At 69.7% G+C, this 15,018-nt stretch carries 19 protein-coding genes; 13 read left to right on the top strand and 6 right to left on the bottom strand.

Annotation, left to right across the window (positions count from 1 at the left end; translation table 11 throughout):
* The 6 genes from AC3ZJJ_RS12715 to AC3ZJJ_RS12690 are packed head-to-tail and all read left to right on the top strand — an operon-like array spanning window position 1 to window position 6,447.
* On the top strand, window positions 1-852 hold the full coding sequence (locus AC3ZJJ_RS12715) for an ABC transporter ATP-binding protein (RefSeq protein WP_489892179.1): 852 nt from the start codon (window positions 1-3) through the stop codon (window positions 850-852).
* Window positions 842-1,636 (top strand): ABC transporter permease, encoded by a 795-nt coding sequence (locus tag AC3ZJJ_RS12710; RefSeq protein ID WP_489892178.1) that lies wholly within the window; start codon window positions 842-844, stop codon window positions 1,634-1,636. Before AC3ZJJ_RS12715 ends, AC3ZJJ_RS12710 begins: the two co-directional genes overlap by 11 nt.
* 1 nt (window position 1,637) lies before the next feature.
* Complete coding sequence (locus AC3ZJJ_RS12705) at window positions 1,638-3,308, top strand: dihydroxy-acid dehydratase domain-containing protein (protein WP_489892177.1); 1,671 nt, start codon at window positions 1,638-1,640, stop codon at window positions 3,306-3,308.
* A 34-nt stretch (window positions 3,309-3,342) separates the two neighbouring features.
* Window positions 3,343-4,677 carry an FAD-dependent oxidoreductase gene (locus AC3ZJJ_RS12700; protein ID WP_489892176.1) on the top strand — a complete coding sequence of 445 codons (1,335 nt, stop codon included), beginning with the start codon at window positions 3,343-3,345 and terminating at the stop codon, window positions 4,675-4,677.
* The gene (locus tag AC3ZJJ_RS12695; protein ID WP_489892175.1) at window positions 4,661-5,941 is read left to right on the top strand and encodes an aconitase X; all 1,281 of its coding nucleotides are present in this window, start codon (window positions 4,661-4,663) and stop codon (window positions 5,939-5,941) included. The genes AC3ZJJ_RS12700 and AC3ZJJ_RS12695 overlap by 17 nt, the downstream gene beginning before the upstream one ends.
* The gene (locus AC3ZJJ_RS12690; protein ID WP_489892174.1) at window positions 5,938-6,447 is read left to right on the top strand and encodes an aconitase X swivel domain-containing protein; all 510 of its coding nucleotides are present in this window, start codon (window positions 5,938-5,940) and stop codon (window positions 6,445-6,447) included. Before AC3ZJJ_RS12695 ends, AC3ZJJ_RS12690 begins: the two co-directional genes overlap by 4 nt.
* Window positions 6,448-6,570: 123 nt before the next feature.
* Here AC3ZJJ_RS12690 and AC3ZJJ_RS12685 read toward each other — a convergent pair whose 3' ends face one another.
* On the bottom strand, window positions 6,571-6,822 hold the full coding sequence (locus AC3ZJJ_RS12685; protein WP_489892173.1) for a DUF3253 domain-containing protein: 252 nt from the start codon (window positions 6,820-6,822) through the stop codon (window positions 6,571-6,573).
* A 41-nt stretch (window positions 6,823-6,863) separates the two neighbouring features.
* On the opposite strand from AC3ZJJ_RS12685, the gene AC3ZJJ_RS12680 reads away from it, so the two are divergent.
* On the top strand, window positions 6,864-7,184 hold the full coding sequence (locus AC3ZJJ_RS12680; RefSeq protein ID WP_489892172.1) for a biopolymer transporter Tol: 321 nt from the start codon (window positions 6,864-6,866) through the stop codon (window positions 7,182-7,184).
* A 19-nt stretch (window positions 7,185-7,203) separates the two neighbouring features.
* On the opposite strand, the gene AC3ZJJ_RS12675 is transcribed toward AC3ZJJ_RS12680, so the two are convergent.
* A complete protein-coding gene (locus tag AC3ZJJ_RS12675) occupies window positions 7,204-8,028 on the bottom strand; it encodes a DNA-formamidopyrimidine glycosylase family protein (RefSeq protein ID WP_489892171.1) in 825 nt (274 codons plus the stop codon).
* Window positions 8,029-8,216: 188 nt separating this feature from the next.
* Between AC3ZJJ_RS12675 and AC3ZJJ_RS12670 the strand changes: the two genes are divergently transcribed.
* Window positions 8,217-8,426: a DUF4287 domain-containing protein gene (locus tag AC3ZJJ_RS12670; RefSeq protein ID WP_489892170.1), complete on the top strand. Its 210-nt coding sequence runs from the start codon at window positions 8,217-8,219 to the stop codon at window positions 8,424-8,426.
* A gap of 64 nt (window positions 8,427-8,490) precedes the next feature.
* Here AC3ZJJ_RS12670 and AC3ZJJ_RS12665 read toward each other — a convergent pair whose 3' ends face one another.
* Window positions 8,491-9,036, bottom strand: a complete 546-nt coding sequence (locus tag AC3ZJJ_RS12665) for a YceI family protein (protein WP_489892169.1) — start codon at window positions 9,034-9,036, stop codon at window positions 8,491-8,493.
* Between the two features lie 131 nt (window positions 9,037-9,167).
* Window positions 9,168-9,698: a metallophosphoesterase family protein gene (locus tag AC3ZJJ_RS12660; RefSeq protein WP_489892168.1), complete on the bottom strand. Its 531-nt coding sequence runs from the start codon at window positions 9,696-9,698 to the stop codon at window positions 9,168-9,170.
* A gap of 74 nt (window positions 9,699-9,772) precedes the next feature.
* Here AC3ZJJ_RS12660 and AC3ZJJ_RS12655 point away from each other — a divergent pair, with 74 nt between their 5' ends.
* The 3 genes from AC3ZJJ_RS12655 to AC3ZJJ_RS12645 all read left to right on the top strand — a co-directional run bounded on the left by AC3ZJJ_RS12655 (window position 9,773) and on the right by AC3ZJJ_RS12645 (window position 12,194).
* Window positions 9,773-10,183, top strand: coding sequence for a hypothetical protein (locus AC3ZJJ_RS12655; protein WP_489892167.1), 411 nt, complete (start codon window positions 9,773-9,775; stop codon window positions 10,181-10,183).
* Between the two features lie 98 nt (window positions 10,184-10,281).
* Window positions 10,282-11,037 (top strand): SDR family NAD(P)-dependent oxidoreductase, encoded by a 756-nt coding sequence (locus tag AC3ZJJ_RS12650; RefSeq protein ID WP_489892166.1) that lies wholly within the window; start codon window positions 10,282-10,284, stop codon window positions 11,035-11,037.
* Complete coding sequence (locus AC3ZJJ_RS12645; protein ID WP_489892165.1) at window positions 11,037-12,194, top strand: carboxylate-amine ligase; 1,158 nt, start codon at window positions 11,037-11,039, stop codon at window positions 12,192-12,194. The genes AC3ZJJ_RS12650 and AC3ZJJ_RS12645 overlap by 1 nt, the downstream gene beginning before the upstream one ends.
* A gap of 6 nt (window positions 12,195-12,200) precedes the next feature.
* Here the strand turns inward: AC3ZJJ_RS12645 and AC3ZJJ_RS12640 are convergent, their stop codons facing one another.
* Complete coding sequence (locus AC3ZJJ_RS12640) at window positions 12,201-13,094, bottom strand: serine hydrolase domain-containing protein (RefSeq protein ID WP_489892164.1); 894 nt, start codon at window positions 13,092-13,094, stop codon at window positions 12,201-12,203.
* An 87-nt stretch (window positions 13,095-13,181) separates the two neighbouring features.
* On the opposite strand from AC3ZJJ_RS12640, the gene AC3ZJJ_RS12635 reads away from it, so the two are divergent.
* Window positions 13,182-13,595 (top strand): LexA family protein, encoded by a 414-nt coding sequence (locus tag AC3ZJJ_RS12635; protein ID WP_489892163.1) that lies wholly within the window; start codon window positions 13,182-13,184, stop codon window positions 13,593-13,595.
* Between the two features lie 18 nt (window positions 13,596-13,613).
* Here AC3ZJJ_RS12635 and AC3ZJJ_RS12630 read toward each other — a convergent pair whose 3' ends face one another.
* Window positions 13,614-14,360 carry a class I SAM-dependent methyltransferase gene (locus tag AC3ZJJ_RS12630; protein ID WP_489892162.1) on the bottom strand — a complete coding sequence of 249 codons (747 nt, stop codon included), beginning with the start codon at window positions 14,358-14,360 and terminating at the stop codon, window positions 13,614-13,616.
* A gap of 9 nt (window positions 14,361-14,369) precedes the next feature.
* Here AC3ZJJ_RS12630 and AC3ZJJ_RS12625 point away from each other — a divergent pair, with 9 nt between their 5' ends.
* Window positions 14,370-14,960: a helix-turn-helix domain-containing protein gene (locus tag AC3ZJJ_RS12625; protein ID WP_489892161.1), complete on the top strand. Its 591-nt coding sequence runs from the start codon at window positions 14,370-14,372 to the stop codon at window positions 14,958-14,960.
* Window positions 14,961-15,018: the final 58 nt, after the last annotated feature.

Here is a 15,018-nt window from a genome sequence, read left to right as displayed (position 1 = left end):
ATGACGATGCAAGCGGAAAACACCGCCGCGGCCGTGCTGACCATTCCCCAGGCCCAGCAGCCCGTGGACATCCGGATCAGCGGACTGCAGAAGACCTACAAGACCGAGCGGAGCACGGTCAACGCGCTCTCCAACATCAACCTCGAGATCCGCAAGCAGGAGTTCGTGTCCCTCATAGGGCGCTCCGGTTGCGGCAAAACGACCCTGCTGCGCATCATGGCGGGCCTGGTCACCCCGACGGCCGGACACGTGGAGATCGGCGGTCGCCAGCTGTGGCACAACGAGAAGGTCGATTCCAGCGTGATCAAGCGCCTCGGCGTCGTGTTCCAGGACTCGAACCTCTTCCCCTGGTACAACATCGAAGAGAACATCGCGCTCCCGTTGAAGCTGCGCGGGATGAAGAAATCCGCACGGAGGGAACGCGCCCGCGAGTTGGCGGAGCTCGTGGGGCTGGAGAGTTTCCTCTCCAACTACCCCCGGGAGCTTTCCGGCGGGATGCGCCAGCGCGCCGCCATCGCCCGTGCGCTGAGCGACAACCCGGAGCTGCTCCTGATGGACGAGCCGTTCGGCGCGCTCGACGCTTTGACGCGGGAAAAGATGAACGTGGAGATCCAGCGGATCGCCCTCGCCACCAAGGCCACTGTCGTCTTCGTCACCCATGACATAGAAGAGGCCGTTTCTCTGGGGGACCGCGTGGTCCACCTGACGCCGCGTCCCGGCCGCATCAAGGAGATCGTGGACGTGCCGCTCGCCCGCCCGCGTGCCGCCGAGATCCACACGTCGAAGGAATTCAACGAGGTCGTTGCAACCCTGCGCGCCTCGCTCAACCAGGAGGACGACGATGAATCGTAGGAAGCTGCTCAAGGTCCTGCCCTGGATCACCACACCCGGTCTGCTTATCGTGCTGTTCGTCGTCTGGGAACTCACGGTCAAGGCGCTGGAGGTCTCGCCGCTGATCCTCCCTCCGCCGTCCCAGATCTTCGACAACCTCGGCCAGATCATCGTCCAGCCCGAGACGTGGAACAACGTGCAGGTGACGGTGACCGAGATCGTCCTCGGCTTCCTCGCCGGGACCATCGCGGGTGTCGTCGTCGGGGTGGCCCTGGGCAAGCTGCCACTGCTCGAGGCCAGCGTCCGCCCGCTGATCATTGCGATGGAGGTGGTGCCCAAGGTCGCGCTCATCCCGCTGTTCGTCATCTGGTTCGGCTTCGGCATGACCACCAAGGTCATCATCGCCGGGCTGCTCGCGTTCTTCCCGGTCATGCTCAACGTCCTGCTGGGCGTGCGGTCCGTGGACCGAGGCCACCGCGACGTGATGCAGAGCATCAACGCCAGCAAGTGGCAGACCTTCACGCACCTCGAAATCAAGAGCATGATGCCACACGTGTTCGCGGGCATGGAGACGGCGATTGTCCTGGCCGTCATCGGCACGATCGTCGGCGAATACCTCGGCGGGAACGAGGGGCTCGGGTACATGGTGGTGAAGACACTCAACGAACTCAACGCCCCCGCATTGTTCGCGGTCATCCTGATGCTCGCGTCCGTCGGCCTGATCATGTACTTCATCGTCACGTCCTTCAAGCGGTTCGTGATTCCCTGGCACGAGTCCGTGTACGGCCGCAAGGCGGTGGGCTGAGATGGAATTGCGCAGCAACTTCCCGGTCGGGAGCCCGCGCTGGGCCACCCGCCGCACCCAATGGAAGGTCCTCGGCCTGACCGACGAGGACCTCAGCAAGCCGAAGATCGCCGTCGTCAACTCGTCCTCGAAGCTGGCGCCGTGCTTCAGCCATCTGGACGACATTGCGGACCGGGTCTGCGACGCCATCCGCGCCGCCGGGGGGGTCGCCTTCGAGATCAGGACCGTGGCCCCGACGGACTTCATCATGGCCGCCGGAGCCCGCGGCGGGTACGTCCTGTCCAGCCGCGACCTCTTGGCGAACGACGTCGAGGCCGCCGTCGAGGGCGCGATGCTGGACGGCATGGTCTGCCTGGCCTCCTGCGACAAGACGACGCCGGGGCAATTGATGGCCGCGGGCCGCATCAACGTCCCGACGATCGTGGTGCCGTGCGGATACCAGCCATGCGGTGTTATGGACAACGGGGAACCCGCCGACATCGAGGAGGTCTTCATCAAGGCCGGGCACGTGGCCACGGGCGGAATCACGATCGAGGACCTCTGCGCCATCAGCGACCGCGCCATCGGCGGCCCGGGCGTCTGCACCGGCATGGGGACCGCCAACACCATGCACATCATCGCCGAGGCACTGGGCATGGGGCTTCCGGGATCGGCCCCGGTCGCCGCCAACAGCCCTGCCATGTGGGACAACGCGGCCGCGTCCGCGACCGTGATCCTCGACGCCATCCGCGAGGGTCGTACGCCGCGGAGCATCATGACGGCGGGGTCGTTCCGCAACGCTGTCGCCGCGGTGCTCGCGGTCAGCGGATCGATCAACAGCGTCAAGCACCTCCAGGCGATCGCCGTCGAAGCCGGCGTCGATGTGGACATCAACGCGCTGTTCGCGGAGCTCGGCGCCAGCGTCCGCCCACTCACGGCGGTTCGACCCAGCGGGCCGGACAGCATCGAGTCGTTCGAACGCGCCGGAGGGGCACGCGCCGTGCTCCGCCAGCTGCGCGACGTGCTGGACCTGGAGGCCGCCACCATTGGAGGCCCAACGGTCGGGCAGACGCTCGACGGGTACGAGGTGCCCGACGAGGAACTCGTCCGGCCGCTGTCGCGGCCGCGGGCTCCCTACGCGACCATCCAGATCCTGCGCGGCACACTCGCGCCCGCCGGATCGATCGTGAAGCTGTCCGCGACCGAGCGTCGAATGGACCGCTTCGCGGGGCCCGCCGTCGTCTTCGAGGAGGCCGCCGGGGCGATCGCCGCGATCGACGCCGGGCACGTGGACGAGGGGTCCGTCCTGGTCCTGCGCGGTGTGGGACCGGTGGGAACGCCCGGCATGGGCATGGCCTCCAACGTTGTGTTCGCGCTCAACGGTGCCGGGCTGACGGGGAAAGTCTCCGTCATCACGGACGGCCAGCTGTCCGGCCTCGTCAACCAGGGAATCGTCGTCGGCGAGGTGAAGCCGGAGGGCGCCCTGCCGGGTCCACTCGGGCTGGTCCGGGACGGAGACGCCATCTCCATCGACATCCCCGCCGGCACCGTGGACCTCATGGTCGACGACGCCGAGCTGCTCCGCCGCGCCGCCACCGTACCGGCCGCCGCATCCGGTGGGACCGCCGGATGGCTGGGCCTCTATGCGGCAAACGTCGCACCGCTCGAACACGGGGCCACCCTCGGCCGCTGATGCCGCCGCCCCGCCACTACTTAAGGAAACCGCCATGCCCCACGAACTGACCGAAGTGAAGATCCGAACGCTCACCAAACACCGGGACGCTGCGCCGGAGCAGCTGACCGCCGACCTGTGCATCGTCGGCGCGGGCATCGCCGGCATGTCCGCCGCCCTGACGGCGGCCGATCTGGGGAAGCGGGTGGTGCTGGTCGACTCGCTGCCCGTCCTCGGGGGGCAGTGCGCCAACTCCCTGATCGGTCTGTTCTGCGGGGTTTACGGCAACGGGCCCGCCTACGAACAGCTCACCCACGGGATCTTCGATCCCATGTTCACGGCGTTGGAGCGCACAGGCGACCTCTCGTACAACCGCCGGCACACCGTGACCGTGAACTACGACGAGAACGCCGTGGGCCGGTGGATGGAGAACCAGGTGGTCGAGAAGGGAATCGTGCCGGTGACCGGCGCGTCGATCCTGGAGGTGGAGAACGACGCCGGGCACCTCCGGGCCGTCACGTTTGCCACGCGCTACGGGCTGCTGCGCGTCGCGGCGGAATCCTTCATCGACGCCTCGGGAGATGCGGCGCTGGCATGGGAGGCCGGCCTCGAGTGCCGGGTCCCGGAGCGAACCATCTGGGGTTCGCAGCAGGTCCGCCTGGAGAACCTCGACCCCGCGTTCGCCCCGGAGCCGGCCGAACTGGCGCGCCGGGTACACGACAAGGCGTCCCAGTACGGGCTCCTCCGCAAGGACGGGCTCGCGTTCTTCTTTCCCGGGCGGGACACGGCGGTAATGAACATGACCCACGTCGAGGCGCCACTCGAGGCGGTCGAGGCCTCCGCCGCCCAACTGCGGGGCAAGGAGCAGGCGGACCGCGTCGTCGGGTTCCTGCGCACCGAGTTCCCCGAAGCGTTCGGGCGCGCCATCGTGCGGTTGTACGGCTTCCCGGGCCGGCGGCAGACCCGGTGGATCGCCGGTGAGCACCAGTTGACCACAGCCGAAGTTCGCGACGGAACACGCTTTGACGACTCGATCGCGCGCACCGCCTGGCCGATCGAGCTGCACGACAAGCCCGAGGGATACGTGTGGGAACAGTTCGACCCCGACCACGTGCACTACGTGCCGTTGGGCAGCATCACCCCACGGGGCGCGGTGAACCTGCTGGCCGCCGGGCGATGCGTCGACGGAGACGCCGCCGCGCTCTCCAGCGTCCGGGTGATGGGACCGTGCGCCGCCATGGGAGAGGCCGCGGCGCATGCCCTGGACTTGGCCGACGGCGGCCCGGTCGCCGAGATCGACGTCTCCCAGCTGCGGGACCGGGTTCGCGCGAACGTCGGACCGGATCCTGTCGCCGTCGGGCAGGAGGCCGGCCATGCTGCTCACCGATGAGGACAAGGCGATGCGCGACGGCCGCGACGGCACCGCCGTTGCCGCCGCCATGGACCTGCTGATCCGATACGGAGAGGGGCTGGACGCGGAGCGCCTCTGCAGCGTGCGGAACGTGGCGGGAACTTCCACGCAGCCGACGCCGGCCAAGGAAAAGATCGCCCGCGAGGGCGGCTGGAACAAGGCCTACGCCGTGATCAACCTCGATTGCGACGACGACATCGAAATTCCGAAGATGCGGGTGCCCACCTGCCAGTTGCAGCACGGGTTCAGTGCGGACGCGCTCAACGTCACCCCCTACAATCCGCACCTCGTGGAACTGCAGGCGGGTGCCGAATCCTTCGCCAGCGACCGTGGCATCAACATCCTGGCCACGTGCACGCCGTACCAGGTCGGCAACCTCCCGGTCCGTGGCGAACACATCGCCTGGATGGAGTCATCGGCCGTCGTCTACGCCAATTCGGTCATCGGGGCGAAGTCCAACTGCGAGGGCACCGCGTCGACGGGAGCGGCCGGTCTCACGGGCCGCATCCCCTATTGGGGCAACCACCTCGACCGGAACCGCGGAGGGACCCACCTGATCGCCTCCGAGGTGCGCATCGACTCGTTCATGGACTGGGGCATGTTCGGTTACTTTGCCGGCGACATCGTGCAGGAGGAGCGGCCGGTGTTGACAGGGAACCTCGCGTTGCCGACCCAGGCGGACCTCAAGCACTTGGGGGCGGCCCTCGCGACCAGCGGAGGAGTGGAAATCTTCCACCTGCCGGGCGTGACCCCCGAGGCCCCCAGCGTGAAGGCGGCCTTCGGGGACAAGCCGCCTCCGGAGCCCGTGCCGTACACTCGGGCCGACCGCCAGCGGGCGTACGAAACCCTGAACAACCAGGGCGACATCGACGACGTCGACTTCATCCTGCTGGGATGCCCGCACGCATCGCTGGAACAGTTGGGAGAGATCGCGGCCCTGCTCGACGGCAAGCGGCTGAATCCAGGGACTGAGTTGTGGGTCATGACGCCGCGGGCACTGCGCGCGGTGGCGGACCGCAACGGCTACTCGGACGTGATCGAGCGGGCCGGTGGGAGGCTGCTGACCGATTCCTGCCCGGCGATGTCCCGGACGGCGCCCAGCGGCACGCGGGTTTTCGCGACGGATAGCGCCAAACAGGCCCACTACCTGCCGGCGATCCTTGGCATCGAGGCATGGTTCGGGACGACGGCGGAGTGCGTCGATGCGGCGATCACCGGCAAATGGAAGGGCGGCTTGAGATGAGCGCGCACGTGGTGGACGGAACGGACGGAGGCACATCCGCGGCCGCGGCCGGCGGGGTTGCCCAGACGCTCCCACGCGTTTTGCGCGGCCGGGGGATCGTTCCGGGAATCGTCAGGGGAGAGGCCCTGGTCTCTCCGGAGACGATCTCCGGGTGGGGCGGGATCGACCCGGCCAGGGGCACGATCATCGAACGCCGGCACAGCCTCTTCGGGGCGTCTTTCGCGGGCAAGGTGCTCGTTTTCCCGGGAGCCAAAGGCTCGTCGGGATGGTCTGGATTCTTCCAGAGCACACGACTGCTTGGGACGGCGCCGCTGGCCATGGTGTTCACCACCGTGACCACGAAGGCGGTCCTCGGCGCGGTCGTGACCCGGGTGCCCACGGTCAGCGAACTCGACGCGGATCCGGTTGAAGTCATCCGGACGGGCGACATCGTGGAGGTCGACGGGACTTCAGGGAAAGTCACCATCATCGAGCGCCGATCGCCGGTGAACGACCACATCAGGTAGCGCATGCCCTAGAGCGGTGGGGCGGTTCGGGTCGGCGGGGCCGGTGGCCGTCCATGGGTCCGCAATCCTGGGTTGTGTGGTGGCGGGCAGCGGCGGGCGGCACCGACACTTGAGGACCAGCCCTCAGGCGTTCCCCGGCGCGGCGGCGATACGCAGCGGCCCCTTTGCGGTGCGCCCGTCGACGACCTCTCCGCGCTGCATCACCACCACGGCGCCCTCGTCGGCGAGCGCGAAGGCCGCCTGTCGGACCTCCGGCATCAGCGGCCGCCAATTCGACCGGCCCGTGGCGCGGGCAACCTCGGACGGGCAGAACGTCTTCCCGTCGGTGCGCGAGCGGGCGAACTCCAGGATCAGCGCGCGGAGGTCGTCTTCCATGGATCTCGCTTCCCTCGGTCGTTGGCTGGGAACATCCTTACATGGGCAACGGCAATGGTGACCTGGACGATGAGCGCTACTTCCTGCACGGCGGCAGGCGGTGGCGCCGGGAGGACCCCCAGCTGCCCGGCGATGTGCGCGAGCGCTTGTTGTCCCACTTGGGGCGGGCGCGCGCGGAGGTTATGCGGCAGAAGAAGGAGGGCGACGACGTCGCGCTCGCCGAGGCCCGCGGAAGGGTCCAGAAGGCCAAGGAGGGGCTGGGGGAGCGCGGAGAGGCGTGGTGGGAGCAATCACAGGAGACCCGCAGGCGACGATGGGACGCGGCCCTCGCCGCGCTCGAGGGGGACGGTGACACCCCATGAGGCGGCGCGGCCGAGGGGCCTACGCCGGCGCGGGCTGGCAGTGCGGGCAGAAGTAGATGATGCGCTCGGCGGCGCCCGGCGCGTCCCGGCCCGCTGCCTCGCCCAGGTCCGTCCGGACGATTCTGGTGCGGCATCGTTTGCAGGCGCGGTGCTCGCGCCCGTAGACCCAGGTGGCGGCGTCGCCGACCGCCGGTCCGCCGGTGGTGCTGCGCCGGCTGCGGTCCTTATTGGCCTCCAGGAGCGTCTTCGACAGGGCGACGATCTTCGGGAGGTTCCCCACGTCGCCGACGGGTGTGGCCGGGTGGACGCCGGCGAGGAAGCAGATGTCGCTGCGGAAAACGTTGCCGATGCCAGCCAGATTGCGCTGGTCCAGGAGCGCGACGCCGATGGCCCGGCCCGGCGCGGCGCTCAACCTTTCCAGTGCCCTGCGCGCGTCCCAGTCGGGTCCGAGCAGGTCGGGTCCCAGGTAGCCGACCATGTCCTCCTCGTCCGTCGTGGGGCGCAACTCCAGCAGCCCCAACGAGAAGCCGACCGCGCTGTGCGAGGCGGTGCTCAGGACACAGCGTGCCGTGTGCGCCGGTTTCCGCCAGCGTTCGAAGGAACCGTCGGCGCCGCGCCCGTACACGTGCCAGGTCCCCTCCATCTTGAGGTGCGAATGGATCGTGTAGCCCCCGGCCCGGATCAGCAGGTGCTTGCCCCGGGAGAGGACGGCGGAGACGGTCTCGCCGGACAGGTCCGCGACCGCGTACTTCGGCACCCGGAAATCCGTGGCGGCCAGCACCCGTCCCTCGAGCGCGGCGCGCAGCACGCCCGCCTGCCGGTAGACGGTGTCTCCCTCGGGCACGGTTGCCTCCGTCGTTCTGATGGTGCCTGGATTGCGGACCAGCCAAGACTACGACGCCGGGGCGTCGGAGTGTGCCGATGGTCCCGGCGCGGACGGCCGGCATCACTCCAGCAGCATCGCTCCGCCGTCGTGGTCCGCATTGTCCGCAGGGGCTTGCCGGAGGGGTTGCATGCTGATGGGATGAGCGCATGAGCGAAGCCGTCAAGGGACCAAAATCCTATTTCCCGTCGATCGTCGAGAAGTATGGGCAACCGATCGAACACTGGATGTCCGTGATCGCGGAGGCGCGGGACCGCAAGCACATGGACCAGGTCAACCTGCTGAAGACCGAGCACGGGATGGGGCACGGGCATGCGAATGCGCTGGTGCATGTCTATCGGGCGGAACACTGCGGTTAACGCCGCAGGGCGGCCCCGAGACCGGGACCGCCCTGCCGTGTGCCCTCGCGGGCCGGCCGCTTGACTAGTTGGCGGCGGGAAGCACGAATGCGGAGTCGATGGAGATGGTGACCTTGTCGCCGACCAGGACGCCGCCGGCCTCGAGCGCGGCGTTCCAGGTGATGCCGAAGGCCTTGCGGGAGATCTGCGCCGTGGCGGAGAAGCCGGCGCGGGTGGCGCCGAACGGATCGACGGCGACGCCGCCGAACTCGACGTCGAACGTCACGGGAAGCGTGGTGTCCTTGATGGTCAGGTCGCCGGTGAGCTGGAACTCGTCGTTGTTGCCCTTGGCGCCCGTGGACGTGAACGTCATGTTCGGGAACTGTTCCACGTCGAAGAAGTCGGCGCTCTTCACGTGGCCGTCGCGGTTGTCGTCGTTCGAGTCGAAGGAGGCGGTCTTGACGACGGCCTCGACGGACGAGGAATCGACGGACTCGCCGACCACGAGCGTGGCGTCGACGTCGGTGAACTGGCCGCGGACCTTGCTGATGCCTGCGTGGCGGACGGTGAAGCCGACCTCGCTGTGAGCCTGGTCGAGCTTCCACGTGCCGGGGGTAAAGGTAACGCTCATGGTGACTCCTGGGGGTAGTACCGGCGTCGGCCGGGGTTTATATGCTTATGCATATAGTCTTGCACGGTAAAATTGAAGTGTCAATGAAAATGCGGGAAACTTTTCGCCAACGTCTGACGGCCGCCGCAGGCCTAGCGGGAGCGTTTCGGGTCCGCGGTGTGCGGAGCCAGCGGAATAAGGCGCACGTCCCGGAGATCGCCGGCGTCGGCGGTCGCGGTCATGTAGGTGCACGCCGGCTGGCGGCGGCGATCGGTCGGTGAACCGGGATTGAGCAGGCGGAGCCCACCCGGGGCGACGGTGTCCCAGGGGATGTGGCTGTGGCCGAAGACCAGCACGTCGGCGTCCGGGAACGCGGCGGCGGCGCGCCGCTCGCGGCCGGTCGCGGCGCCCGTCTCGTGGACCATCGTGAACCGGATGCCCTCGATCTCCACCCGAGCCACCTCGGGCAGGCGCGCACGCAGGTCCCCGCCGTCGTTGTTTCCGAAGACGCCGACCAGGCGCTTGGAGCGGCGCTCCAAATCGTCCAGCGTCGCCACGTCCACCCAGTCGCCGGCGTGGAAGACGACGTCGGCCGCCTCGACTGCCTCCCACAGCTCCGGCGGCAGCGCCTTGGCGCGTTTGGGCAGGTGCGTGTCCGCGAGGAAAACAAGGCGCTGGCTCATTCGGGCATCCTCTCATGTGGCCGTGTGACGAACGCACACAGGGAAACGCCCGCCGTACAACCTAGACTTCAGCAGTGAACGATTTCCTGGCGACCGCGGGGCCGGCGCTCGACCTGCTGGGGTGGCTCACCCTGCTCGGCGCGGTCGTGTTCTTCGCGTGGGCCTGGGCGGCGGGGCGCGGACACCGGCGGTGGAGCGTCATCGAGGCCCGCGTTGTGACGATGGACGGCGAGCGCTGCCTGGTGTGGGAGTCGGCCGACGGCACGCTTGTGGCCAGGACCCTGGCCGAGGACCAGCTTCCCGGCGCGGCGGACGCGGATTCCGCGACCGTCTACCAGCTGTCCACCAGCAGGACGCACTGGAGGACAACGCCTCCGGAGAACCATGCGGGCGCGCTGCGCGTGATCGGGTGGATCATGTTCGGCATCGCGGTGCTCGCGAACGCACTCGGCCTTCTGGACGCGGCCCTCCTCGACGGGGCTTAGGGTGCCGGATACGGGGCCGGCACTTCCCGCGGGGGCGGCGCTGCGGCAGACTCGAACCAGCAAGCCCCACTTGGCGGCACGATGAACGGAACCACGGAATGGGCAGGGTAGTACTGGTCACCGGCGCGGCGCGCGGAATCGGCCGCGCGGTCGCCGAGGCGTTCGCGGCCTCGGACGACGTCGTCGCCGTCCACTATTCGCGGAGCCGCGGCGCGGCCGAGGCCACGGCCGCGGCACTTGCGGGCAAGGGTCATCTGACAGTCGGCGGGGACCTGACCGATCCCGACCGGGTGTCCGGCATCGTTGCGGAGACCGTCCGCCGCGCGGGGAGGATCGATGTGCTGGTCAACTGTGCCGCGGCCGTTATGGTGCCGCATGCCGTGGCCAGCACGTCCTATGGACAGTGGCAGGACGCGTGGAGGTCCACGCTGGACGTCAACCTGGTCGGCGCCGCGAACCTCACGTACTGCGTGGCACGTCAGATGATCGAGCAGGGCGAGGGCGGGAGCATTGTCAACGTCGGATCGCGGGGGGCGTTCCGGGGGGAGCCCGACCATCCGGCGTACGGCGCCAGCAAGGCCGCGCTTCACGCGATGGGGCAGTCCCTGGCCGTCTCGCTGGCGCCCCACAACATCGCCGTCACGTCCGTGGCGCCCGGATTCGTGGCCACCGAGCGGACGGCGGAACGGTTGACCGGGCCGGAGGGCGAACGGATCATGGGGCAGAGCCCGATGGGTCGCGTCGCCAGGCCGGCGGAAGTCGCCGCCGCCGTCCACTATCTGGCGTCGGGCGGCGCGCTGTGGGCGACCGGCGCCATCCTCGACCTCAACGGCGCCTCCTACCTGAGGACGTAATGGAAGCCACCGGAAGGGTTGCGAAGGGCGGGCTGCGAACGTTCGGCGTCGAGGAGGAGCTGCTCCTCGTCAACCGGGACACCCTGGAGCTCAGCCGCGGAGCCCACGCCGTGATGGTCGCGGACGCCGCGCACCGGCGCTCGGGTGGCGCGGCCGACGATCCCCGCGAACCGCGGCTCACCCTGGAGGTCAAGGAGGAGCAGATCGAGGTGGTCTCCGCCCCCGGCCTGCACGTGGACGAACTGGAGCGCAACATCCGGTGGGGGCGAAGGATCGCCAGCGAGGCCGCCGGGGAGGCCGGGGCGACGATCGCGGCGCTGGGCACGTCGCCGTATGTGGGCCACGCGCACCTGGTCGCGAACGAACGCTACATGAGGCTGGCCCAGAACTTCGGGCGGACGCTCGAGGAGCAGCTGACCTGCGGCTTCCACGTCCACGTCGCCGTCGCGGACCTGGAAGAGTGCGTCGCCGTGCTGGACCGGATCCGCGTCTGGCTGCCGATCGTCCTGGCCCTGAGCGCCAACTCGCCGTTCTGGCACGGCGGGCCCACGGGGTTCGCCAGCTACCGCTACCAAGTGTGGGGGCGCTGGCCGATGACCGGGCCCAACACCATCTTCGGGTCGGCGGCCGGCTACCGGGAGCGGGTGGGCATCCTGATGGAATCGGGGGTCCCGCTGGACGAGCACATGCTCTACTTCGACGCCCGCTTCTCCTCCCGCATCCCGACCGTCGAGGTCAGGGTCGCCGACGTCTGTCTCGACGCCTCGCATGCGGCCACGGTCGCCGGCGTCGTCCGCGCCCTCGTCGAGACCGCGGGCCGCGAATGGCGCGCCGGACGCGATCCGGATCCGACGGCGTCGGACGTGCTGCGCGTCTGGCAGTTCCAGGCCAGCAGGGCGGGCCTGTCCGGCGACCTGGTGGACGCCACCTTGCGGCGCGCGGTTCCCGCCCACGACGCCGTGGCGGGGCTGCTCGCGCACGTGCGCCCCGCGCTCGCCGACAGCGGCGAGGTCTCCCGCATCGAGGAGGGCCTCGCGGCAATTCTGGCCGAGGGCACGGGGTCGGCGGCACAATTGGAGGCGTTCGCGCGCCGGGGCAACCTGTCCGACGTGGTCGCGGACGCCGTCGCACGCACCGCCAAGGGCACCGGGCGGTGACCGCCGTCAGTCTCCGCGGGCCAGGAAGTCCAGCGCGCACCGGACCGGATCGACTCCGGAGGATTCGGGCGCGATGACCGCTGCGCAGCGCCCGCCCTCCCCGGCCGCGAAGGCGGCGCTGGAGTAGCCGGGGCCGCCGCCGCCATGGCCCCACGTGCCGCGGCCGGAGTCCACCATTGCGCCCAGCCCGTAGCCCGGCGCGATCCAGGGGTCGCCCGCGTCCACCGGGACGGCGTCGACCATCAGCGAGAACGACGCCGGCGCCAGGCCGGGGGAGCGCAGGAAGCGGACCAGATCCGCCGCGCTGGACCAGCAGGCTCCGGCGGGGCCCGCCCAGAGCGTGCTGTAGCCGGCGGGGGTGAGGCTCTCCGCGACCGTTGGATAGCGGGCCGATGCCATGCCCGACGGCGCGAACACAAGCTCGCGCAACAGGACCGGGAGCGGGCCGCGCTGGACGCGCTCGAGCAGGTCGCCGAGGAGCCAGTAGCCCACGTTGCTGTATGAAAAGCTCCCCGCGGGAGGGAGGCGCCGTCCGGCCGGCGCCGGATCGGCAGTGGACGCCGCGACGATCCTGTCCAGCGGCCAGGGATCCGCCGGGGCGTCGGCGACCGCGTCGGCGTACGGGGCGGCGTGTGTGTAGTCCCCGAGTCCCGCGGTGTGGCGCAGCGCGTCGCGAACGGTGGCGCCCGCGGGCGCGGCCGGGACGACGTCGGCCAGGCAGGCGTCGAGTTCCAGCCGGCCCTGCTCCGCGAGCCGGAGGACTGCCGCGGCGACGAACATCTTGGTCACGCTGAAGACGGGGAGGCGGATCCCGGGGCCGCGGCAGAGCAGCCGTGCCCCGTCCCAGGCGGCGACCGCCACGCCCGCAGGCAGTGCGGGGAAGTCGTTGGCGCCGGTCATGGCACCATCCTGCCCGATTCCTCGTGGCGCCGCGCCGCCGGTGGTATCGTGGGTGTTCGAATCTATGTTCTAGGGCGGTGGTGTTGGGTGTTCGGAGTCGACCCCGCGCCGCGCAGCGCGCCGGAACCCGCCGACGGCCCGCCGGCCGAGGCCACGGGCTTCCCGTCGCCGGCGCGCGACTACTTTCAGGGCGGCATCGACCTCAACCGCCACCTGATCCGGGACCGCACCTGCACTTTCATCATGCGGGTCGCCGGAGACTCCATGGCCGCGGCGGGGATCTCCGACGGCGACGAGTTGATCGTGGACCGGTCGCTCACCGCGCGCGACGGGTCGGTCGTTGTGGCAGTGCTCGACGGCGACCTGGTGGTCCGCCGCCTGCGCCTCACCGGACGGACGGCGCGGTTGGAGACGGACGACGGCGCCGCGGGCACCGAGCTGGCGGAGCTCGCGGACCTCACCGTGTGGGGTGTCGCAACGCGCTGCCTGCACCGCCTCTAGGGCATCCCGCGGCCCACGTTAGGGAAGGCGCACGGCCCGCACCACCGCGTCGTGCAACGGGACGGCCCGGCCGTCCGGTGCCGTGATGGCGCGCGATCGCTCCAACGCGGTTTCGATCCGCCAGCTCTCGGGATTCAGGACCCCCGCGATGTCCGCGAGCGTCACGGTGGCCTCCCGCGGCGGCTGGTGGCCATGCCCGTGCCCCTCGCCGTCGGCATGGTTCAGGTGCCCGACGATCAACAGGTTGCCGCCCGGCGCCACCCACTCCGACACGCGCCGATAGAACGCCAGTTGCGGCATCGCGGGATGCGCGTAGTGCGTCGTCACCAGATCGAAGAGGCCGCCCGGCTCCCAAGAGGTCAGGTCCGCCTCCACCCATGCCACGCTCCCGGGGGCGGAAACCTCCTTCGCGCGCCGTGCCGCCTGGGCGAGAGCCTCCGCGGAGATGTCCGCGGCGGTGACCTTCCAGCCGCGTGCCGCAAGCCAGACGGCCTCCGCCCCGGCCCCGCACCCGGCGTCCAGGGCGGTCCCCGGGGCCAGGTCTCCCACTTCGCCCACCAGATGGGGGTTTGGCTCGAGGTACGGGTCCGCCGGGGCGTCGGCCGAAGCGTCGGTGGAAACGCGCGGCCGTTCCCAATGCGCCTCCCAGTAGTCCTTGCCAAAGTCGTGCATCGCGTCCGGGCCCTTCTCTTGTTCCGATCCTGCCTGCCGATCGATGGTGTCCCGCACGTGCTTCGTGTGGCAAGCAGTGTTGCCGAATGGCAAGATCTAGCCATGAACCACGACCTGGACAACACGCTCGACGCGGTCGGACCGCGACTCAAACGCCTGCGTGCGCGCAGGGACATCACGCTCGCGGACCTCGCGGAGCAGACGGGGATTTCCGCCAGCACGCTGTCCAGGTTGGAAGCGGGCCTGCGCAGGCCCACGCTGGAGCAGTTGCTACCGCTGGCTCGTGTGCACGGGGTGACCCTGGACGAGCTCGTCGACGCCCCGCCCACGGGCGATCCCCGGATCAACCTCAGGCCCGTCGCCGGTGCCCACGGGGCAACGATCCTCCCGCTGACGCGCCGGCCGGGGGGCATCCAGGCCTACAAGTTCATCCTTCCCGCCGGCGACGATGGCGAGCGTCCGGAGCTGCGCACCCACGACGGCTACGACTGGGTCTTTGTCCTCAATGGCCGGCTCAGGCTGGTGCTCGGGGAGCACGACCTGACGCTCAAGCCCGGAGAGGCCGCCGAGTTCGACACCCGCACGCCGCACTGGTTCGGCGCCACGGGCGGGGGCCCCGTGGAGTTCCTCAGCCTTGTCGGGAAACAAGGCGAGCGGGCACACGTTCGCGCGGCGCCCAAGAGGGCCGAATGATGCGATAGAACACGTGTTCTACCATGGGTGTAGATTTGGGAGACAACATCAAGGCTGG

The sequence above is a fragment of the Arthrobacter sp. AOP29-A2-19 genome (assembly GCF_058138025.1).
The sequence above is the reverse complement of the archived record's forward strand: the minus strand, read 5'-3'. Positions and strand labels throughout refer to the sequence as shown.